Source organism: Amycolatopsis sp. NPDC041971 (assembly GCF_055588925.1).
In genome coordinates, this window is sequence record NZ_JBVJCE010000012.1 from 1 (window position 1) to 7709 (window position 7709).

Consider the following 7709-nt stretch of genomic DNA (forward strand, 5'->3'; position numbering starts at 1 on the left):
TGACAGAAATCACACCGACGGGTGCACTGGTCCCCACCGATCAAGAACGTCGCCTCACGATCCTCCCAGCACTCATAGATGTTGGGACAACCCGCTTCCTCACACACGGTATGCAAGCCTTCACGGCGCACCAGACCTTTGAGTTCGGTGAACTCCGGACCCATCCGCGCGCGCGTCTTGATCCACGACGGCTTCTTCTCGATCGGAGTCTGGGAATTCCGGACCTCGAGCCGCAACAACTTGCGGCCATCTGGGGCAGCACTCACTCCGTCACCCTACGCCCGCCGGAGCAGTGGTCGCCGCTCACGCGGGGTCGGGGGTGACACCCGTCAACTTGGTGGTCACGTCCCATAACGCGGCGCCGAGCGATTCGCTCCTCGCGGCCGTCAGGGGGCGCACTTCGACCGGGGCGCCGCGAAGTCCGCCGAGCCCGCGCGGGCCGATGTAGTCGCCGCCCTCGACCTCGGGGGAGGTCGCCGCGAACAGTTGCGGGAGCGTGCCCTGGCGGGCGTTCTGCGCGATGAAGATCTCGCCGATCCGGTTGCCCGCGCCGACGAGTGCGCGCACCACCGGATTGCGGTAGGAGCGGGCCATCCCCGAACCGAGTCCGGTCCACGTGTAGCCGGGGTGTGCCGCCACGCTGATGACGTCCTCGCCCGCGGCGCGCAGCCTGCGGTCGAGTTCGAGCGCGAACACCTGATTGGCGAGTTTCGACTGGCCGTAGGCCGAACCCGGGTTGTACATCCGGCGTTCGAAGTTCGGGTCGGCGACGTCGATGCGCGCACCTGTCGCCGCGACACTCGACAGGGTCACGACACGCGCTCCCGAACCGTCGCGCAGTGACGGCATCAGCAACCAGGTCAGCACCGCGTGCCCGAGGTGGTTCGTGCCGAACTGGGTCTCGAAGCCGTCCTTGGTGTGACCACGCGGGGTCGCCATCACGCCCGCGTTGTTGACCAGGACGTCGAGCTTGCCGTCCGTCAGTTCCTGGACCTTCTTCACGGCTTCGCGAACCGACTCGAGGTCGGCGAGGTCCAGCCGGACGAGTCCGGGGGCTTCCCCGGTCGCGGCCGCGCGCACTTGCTCCAGCGCCTTGGCGCCGCGCTCCGGCGACCGGCAGCCGAGCAGCACGCGGGCTCCCTTGCCCGCGAGCACCTCGGACATCCGCAACCCGAGCCCCGAATTCGCCCCCGTGACGAACACGGTCCGGCCGGTCTGATCCGGGATGTCGGCCTCGGTCCAGCGCGCGTGAGCAGCCATGTCGGTACCTAACTACATCGGCGCCCACGCCGCCACGCCGGATCAGGCGCTCGGTGCGAGCAACCGGAGCAGGTGACCCATGGGGCTGCGGCGGCGGGCGGGCTTCGCGTGCCGTCCGTGCCGGAGCAGGGTGGCGAACGCGCTGCCGACCTTAATGATCTCTTCGACCGGTTCCTTGCCCTCGGCCAGCCCCGCCGTCAGCGCGAGAGTGCGCAGTTCGGCTTCGTGCGACGGGATCAGCGCGGGGCACCGTTCGAGGGCCGCGTCGAGAACGGCCCGGAGGGTCTCGTGCTCGGCGATGGCGCTGTTCCAGGCGCGGGTGACGGCTTCGACCCTGTCGAGCGCGAGGTCCTGGTCGGCGTAGTCCGGATCGGTCATCTCGGCGCGGAGGCGACCGGCGAACACCTGGTTCCACTTGTACCGAAGCGCGAGCAGAAGCTCGTCCTCGGTGTCGAAGTACTCGGTGGCGCCAGGGATTTCTTCGAGTGAGATCGCGTCGGACGGGTGGTGACCCGCATGGCGCAGCGCGGCTTCGAGGATGTCGCGCCGCTGGTAGAAGTCGTTCCAGCTCATGATGGGGGCTCCCCTCCGTGACCCGATTCGTACCGCCGGTTTGCGGCATACTCCCGGTACGGACTTGACAGGAGTCAACATACCATGGGTATGGATCGGAACCGGCGGCGTAAAGTTGTGAAGGTGGCGACAATGAGGTCAAGGCGGCTGGACTATTCCGAGTCCACCCGGTCGGCACTCGTCGAGAGTGCCGTGGAGCTGTTCACCGAACGCGGATACGCCGGCACGTCTCTCGACGAGATCGCCAAGCGGGCCAGGGTGACGAAGGGCGCGCTTTACCACCATTTCAGTGGAAAGCAGGCGCTGTTCGAGGCTGCCTTCGACACGGTCGAGAGCCAGGTCTTCGACCGGCTCGAAAAGATCATGAACGGTCCGGCCTCGCCGTGGGAGCGGGCGCTGTCGGGGCTGCGCGGCTTTCTGCAGAGCTGCCTCGACCCGGCGTACCAGCGCATCGCGATCCATGAGGCGCCGGTGGTGATGGGCTGGGAGCGCTGGCGCGAGGCGGAGGAACGGTGCAGTTTCGGCCTGGTCCGCACCGGGATCCAGGCGCTCATCGAGGTCGGCGAGGTCGACGACGTCCCGGTGGACGTCACCGCGCGGCTGCTGTTCGGCGCGCTGTCGAGCGCCGCCATCGAAATCGCGAGTTCGCCGGAGCCGAAGAAGGTCAGCGCCCAGGTCGAGGAGGTCCTGGTGCGGCTGCTCGTCGGATTCCGCCGGGTTCCGCCCGCCGAGCACGGGAAGGCGAGCTGACCGCGCCCTGGCTAGGGTGGCGGCGTGGACCTCAGGATCTTTACCGAGCCCCAGCAGGGGGCCAGCTACGAAGACCTGCTCCGGGTGGCCAAGGCCACCGAGGACGCGGGTTACGACGCCTTCTTCCGCAGCGATCACTATCTGAAGATGGGTTCGGCGACCGGCCTGCCGGGGCCGACCGACGCGTGGATCACCCTCGCGGGTCTCGCCCGTGAGACCAGCCGTGTGCGGCTGGGCACTCTCGTCACCGCCGCCACCTTCCGGCATCCGTCGGTGCTCGCGATCTCGGTCGCGCAGGTGGACCAGATGTCCGGCGGCCGCGTCGAACTCGGCCTCGGATCCGGCTGGTACGACGACGAGCACACCGCCTACGGCCTCGACCTCCCGCCGATCAAGGAGCGCTTCGACCGCTACGCCGAGCAGCTCGCGGTGGTCACTGGGCTGTGGGAGACGCCGGAAGGCGAGACGTTCTCCTTCGACGGCGAGCACTACAAGCTCGTCGACTCGCCTGGACTGCCGAAGCCGGCTCAGCGGCCGAGGCCTCCGGTGATCATCGGCGGGGGCGGCAAGAAGCGGACCCCTGCGCTCGCCGCGCGCTACGCCGACGAGTTCAACCTGCCGTTCGTGGGGCCGGAGTTCGCGGTCGAGCAGTTCGGCCGCGTCGACGACGCCGCACGCGAGATCGGCCGCGACCCCAAGGAGATCATCCGCTCGGCCGCGCTCGTCGTCGCCGTGGGCCGTGACGACGCCGAGGTCGCCAAGCGCGCTTCGGTGCTCGGGCGCGAGGTGGCCGAGCTGCGGGAGAACGGGCTCGCGGGGTCGGCGGCGGAGGTCGTCGAGAAGATCGGGCGGTGGCGGGAGAAGACCGGGATCACCCGGCTCTACCTGCAGCTGCTGGACCTCTCGGATCTGGACCAGATCGAGCTGATCGCTTCCGAGGTCGCTCCTCGGCTGGACTGACGCTTTGCGCGTGAAGGCCCTTTCCCTTGGCTGAACCGAGGGAAAGGGCCTTCACGCGCTTCTCAGTTCCGCAGGGCGAAAGTGACGCCGGGGGCGGCGGGCGCTTCGGGGCGCGGCAGCCGGCGTTCGTCGTTCACCGGGAGGTCGCCTTCCAGCGCGGCGAGTACGGCTTCGCGCGCCATCGGCAGCACAGACGCCACGGTGACCTCGCGGTCGAGCTCGTAGGAAAGCGACGTGACGCCCGCGTCCCGGATGCCGCACGGGACGATCTTGTCGAAGGCGGCCAGGTCGGCGTCGCAGTTCAGCTCGAAACCGTGCATGGTCACGCCGCGCTGGACGCGGATGCCGATCGCGGCGATCTTCCGCTCGACGCCGCGGTCGTCGGCCGGGATCCAGACGCCGCTGCGGCCCTCGACCCGGCCGGTGTGCACGCCGAGCTGGTCGCAGACGGTGATCAGGGCCTCTTCGAGACGCCGGACGTAGTGCACGACGTCGATCGGGTCGGCGAGTTTGACGATGGGGTAGCCGACCAGCTGGCCGGGCCCGTGCCAGGTGATCTTGCCGCCGCGGTCGACGTCGATCACCGGGGTGCCGTCCGTCGGCCTGTCCTCGGCTTCGGTGCGCTTGCCCGCGGTGTACACCGACGGGTGCTCCAGCAGAAGCATGGTGTCCGGGCCATCACCGTCGGCACGCGCTGTCACGTGCTTTCGCTGGAGTTCCCAGGCTTCGGTGTAGTCGATCGTCCCGATCTCGCGGACGTCGACAGGCTCGGTGGAGGCGCGGCATGACGTGGTCGAAGAGCTCACGTCAGCGACACTACGCCGGGTCTTCCGGCAGGGGGAGCAGGCCCAGTCCGGCCGCCGAAATCAGGCCGACGCCGCCCACGGCGAGTACGGATCCCGCCGCGTCGGTCAGCCAATGCACGCCCAGCACGATGCGGCAGAGGGCGCCGAGCACCGTCGCCGCGGCGGCGATCGTGATCGCCAGCCGCGCCAGACGCGGGCGGGTCCACGCGCACAACAGCACCGCGACGAACCCGGTGCACGCGACGGCGACCACATGTCCGCTCGGATAGCTCAGATCAGGGAATTCGCGGGGCCGTTCCCGGTAGAAGACCGGCTTCGCGATCAAGCTGGTCATGCGGCACAACAACAGGACGACGGCCAGTTTGACGCACAACCCGGTCAGGTCCCGGCGGCGCCAGGCGATCACCGCCAGCACCGCCCCCAGCGCGAACGGGAGGACCGGGCCGAGGACGTTCGTGACCAGGCCCGCCACCTGCCCCGCGGCCTGGGTGTACTGGCCGCGGAACGCGTCGGCGAGGGCGACGTCCACCGGCGGCGGCCGCTCGTCGACAAGCAGACCGAGTGCGACGAAGCCGATCAGCAGCAGCGTTCCGGCGAGGGTGTACAGGCCGCGCCGCACGGTCATGTCGCGGCGGCCAGCGCGTCTTCGAGGGTCGGCTGGCGGAACGCGTAACCCGCCTCCTCCAGTACCCGGGGCAGGGCGCGCTGCCCGAACAACGCCATCTCCTCGGCCGCCTGACCGAGGGCGATCTTCATGGCGAAGCCCGGCATCTGCCAGATCGCCGGCCGGTGCACGGCGCGCCCCAAGGCCTTCGTAAAGGCGGCGTTCGTGGCGGGCTGCGGTCCGCAGAGGTTCACCGGGCCGGACAGCTTTTCGTTCTCCAGTGCGAAAACGATCGCGCCGACCTCGTCTTCGAGCGAGATCCAGGGCATGTACTGCTTGCCGTCGCCGAGCTTCCCGCCGAGCCCCAAGCGGAACAACGGGCGCAGGACGTCCAGTAGCCCGCCTTCGCGCGCGAGCACCAGCCCGGTGCGGACGCGGACGACACGGGCACCCGCGGTGGTCGCGGCCTCGGTGGCGCCTTCCCACGCGGTGCAGAGCCCGGCGAGGAAACCATGTCCCACCGGACTCGATTCGTCCACAAGGGACGGACCGGGGTCGCCGTAGTAGCCGACGGCGGAGGCGTTGACCAGCACGGGGATCCCGTGCTCGGCGACGGCTTCCGCGAGTACCTCGGTCGGCTCGACCCGGCTGTCGAGGAGGACCTGTTTGCGGGCCGCGCTCCAGCGCCCCGGCAGCAGCGGCGCGCCCGCGAGATTCACCACGGCGTCGACACCGTCGAGCGCGCCGTCGGCGATTTCCCCGGCCGGGGGATCCCAGCGGCGCTCGTCGGCCGCCCGCTCCTCCCGGCGGACAAGGCGGACCACTTCGTGCCCGGAACGGCGTAACCGGGTCGTCAGGGAGGAACCGATCAGTCCGCTCGCGCCCGCGATCAGAACTCGCATGATCCGATCGTGTCCTATCCGCGATCCGGTCGCACGCTCAAGTTCTTCAGTTGCCCGGCGACGTCGGAGGCGGCGGTGAGCAGCACCAGCACCGGGATCGTCGCGGCGGGGCGGAGCCGGTAACTGCCGCGTTTGTCCTGCTCGACGATCCCGGCGCCGGTCAGCGCCTTGAGATGGTGGTACAGCTGGCCGGGAGACCCGAGTTCGGCGGCTTCCTGAAGGGCTGGTGCGGTCTGCGCGCCCTTCTCGGCCAGTGTCCGCACGAGCGCCACCCGCGCGGTGCTGGACAGGGCCGCGAGCACCTCGACCCGCGGCCCGTCCGAGAACGCCAACACCGGGCCGGGCGTGACATCGATCGCCCAGGTCAGTTCGAGGGGCTCGGTCAGCTCGCCGTGGTAGCCGATCAGGCCGCCGGGGCTCGCCGCGGACTCGGCCCGGTGCTGACCGCGCTGACCGTGCTGATTCTCGAGCGCGGCGACCCGTGCTTCGAGCGCGGCGATCCGGTCGGCGAACTCAGCGTCCATACCGGCTATCTATACCGTCGCCTCAGCGGAGCGCTCGTTCCAGGGCGGTGAATCGCGCCGGGTCGGCCAGCGCCGCGAGCACGAGATCGATGAGCGGCAGGGCGTTCCGCATGTCCTGGTCGCTCACGCCGGTGAGCAGGACGGCGGCCGTACCCGAACGGCCGCCCGGCCAGCGGACGGAAAGCCCGATGGTCAGTGAGCGCGGCAGGCTTCCACCCTTGAAGAGCACTTCGCTCGCTCCGGGCGGTACGCGGTCCGCGAGCGGTTTCGCGAGGATCTCGCGCGCGGGTGTGTAGAGGCCCTTCGCGATACTGCGGTGAAGCGAGAACAGATCCGCCGCCGAGCCCTGGCCGTGCCCCTTGATCCACGGCCATTGGGCGTCGGAGGTCCCCGGCATATGCGGCCAGCGTTCGAAGGCTTCGGCGCGGAACCGCGGATCGCGGACGAACCGGCGTGCGACCGCGTCGCCCATCGCCCGCCGGACGGCGACCGGGCTGCCGGGCGGGGGCGCGTACTCCGGCATCATCAGCATCAGGACCTCGCCGCCGAGCGAGCGGGTGTCCGGCCTCGGCCAGCCGCCCCGCGCCGCCGCCCGCTGGAGGGCGGGATCGCCGAGGCGGGTGCGGAGATAGTCCGTGGCGGCGTTGTCGCTGAAGAAGATCATCGCTTCGGCGAGCCTGGCCAGGGGGACTCGCTGGTCGGGGTCCTTGGCGATGCCGTACTCGTCGCAGGGGACGCCCAGCCAGTTGAGCGCCTGGAAATGCGCGCGGCCGTCGGCGACGAAGGGGTGGTGGGCGTCCCAGTCGCCCATCCGGATCTGTTCCTTCGGGTCGAGCCTGCCCTCGGTGACCGCGACGGCGTACGCGCTGAGATGCACGACCTTGATGGACGAGGCCAGCACGCGCCGGACGTCGGCGTCGCGCGCGGCGCGGCGACCCGCGCCGTCGTCGATCAGCACGGAGACGTCGCTCCGGTGGGCGGCGATCCAGTCGAGCCAACCTTGTTCGGTCGTCGTGTCCGGCTCGGCCGCGTTCGCGGTTCGCGGCAGCAGCAATGCCGCCGATCCCGCGGCGGCACCGGCCAGCAGATGGCGTCTGGTCAGCATGAGTGACGTCCTCCCTCTAGTATTCCGTAATTACGGAATACTAGAATGTGGGTTGGCTGTCAAACTCCCGCATCCACTTACGCCGAACCCCCGGCGGTGGCGAGGCGGGGCGGCGGTGGGGAGGTGCTCCGGTTGGGGGTGGGGGGGGGGGGGGGGGGGGGGGGGGGGGGAAGGGGGGGGGGAAGAAACGAACAACAAACACCACCCCGCCCGCCCCGCACACCC

Annotated in this window: 9 protein-coding genes and 1 pseudogene; 2 read left to right on the forward strand and 8 right to left on the reverse strand. The window is 69.9% G+C overall.

Annotation, left to right across the window (positions count from 1 at the left end; translation table 11 throughout):
* The 3 genes and pseudogenes from ACZ6DT_RS22915 to ACZ6DT_RS22925 all read right to left on the reverse strand — a co-directional run.
* A pseudogene (locus ACZ6DT_RS22915) lies at positions 1-266 on the reverse strand (lipoyl synthase); the annotation flags it as partial.
* A gap of 37 nt (positions 267-303) precedes the next feature.
* The gene (locus tag ACZ6DT_RS22920) at positions 304-1260 is read right to left on the reverse strand and encodes an oxidoreductase (RefSeq protein WP_465598676.1); all 957 of its coding nucleotides are present in this window, start codon (positions 1258-1260) and stop codon (positions 304-306) included.
* A gap of 42 nt (positions 1261-1302) precedes the next feature.
* Positions 1303-1833 carry a hypothetical protein gene (locus ACZ6DT_RS22925; protein WP_465598678.1) on the reverse strand — a complete coding sequence of 177 codons (531 nt, stop codon included), beginning with the start codon at positions 1831-1833 and terminating at the stop codon, positions 1303-1305.
* Positions 1834-1965: 132 nt separating this feature from the next.
* Between ACZ6DT_RS22925 and ACZ6DT_RS22930 the strand changes: the two genes are divergently transcribed.
* Complete coding sequence (locus ACZ6DT_RS22930) at positions 1966-2583, forward strand: TetR/AcrR family transcriptional regulator (RefSeq protein ID WP_465598680.1); 618 nt, start codon at positions 1966-1968, stop codon at positions 2581-2583.
* 24 nt (positions 2584-2607) lie between these two features.
* Complete coding sequence (locus ACZ6DT_RS22935) at positions 2608-3543, forward strand: LLM class F420-dependent oxidoreductase (protein ID WP_465598682.1); 936 nt, start codon at positions 2608-2610, stop codon at positions 3541-3543.
* Positions 3544-3605: 62 nt separating this feature from the next.
* On the opposite strand, the gene lipB is transcribed toward ACZ6DT_RS22935, so the two are convergent.
* Genes lipB through ACZ6DT_RS22960 form a run of 5 tightly spaced genes read right to left on the reverse strand, consistent with a single transcriptional unit; the run spans position 3606 to position 7484 of the window.
* Positions 3606-4349 (reverse strand): lipoyl(octanoyl) transferase LipB, encoded by a 744-nt coding sequence (gene lipB / locus ACZ6DT_RS22940; RefSeq protein WP_465598684.1) that lies wholly within the window; start codon positions 4347-4349, stop codon positions 3606-3608.
* 10 nt (positions 4350-4359) lie between these two features.
* Entirely contained in the window at positions 4360-4974 is a 615-nt protein-coding gene (locus ACZ6DT_RS22945; RefSeq protein ID WP_465598686.1) for a phosphatase PAP2 family protein, read from the reverse strand.
* Positions 4971-5855, reverse strand: coding sequence for a TIGR01777 family oxidoreductase (locus ACZ6DT_RS22950; protein ID WP_465598688.1), 885 nt, complete (start codon positions 5853-5855; stop codon positions 4971-4973). The genes ACZ6DT_RS22945 and ACZ6DT_RS22950 overlap by 4 nt, the downstream gene beginning before the upstream one ends.
* Before the next feature lie 14 nt (positions 5856-5869).
* Complete coding sequence (locus tag ACZ6DT_RS22955) at positions 5870-6379, reverse strand: ArsR/SmtB family transcription factor (protein ID WP_465598690.1); 510 nt, start codon at positions 6377-6379, stop codon at positions 5870-5872.
* 22 nt (positions 6380-6401) lie between these two features.
* Positions 6402-7484 carry a serine hydrolase gene (locus tag ACZ6DT_RS22960; protein WP_465598692.1) on the reverse strand — a complete coding sequence of 361 codons (1083 nt, stop codon included), beginning with the start codon at positions 7482-7484 and terminating at the stop codon, positions 6402-6404.
* Positions 7485-7709: the final 225 nt, after the last annotated feature.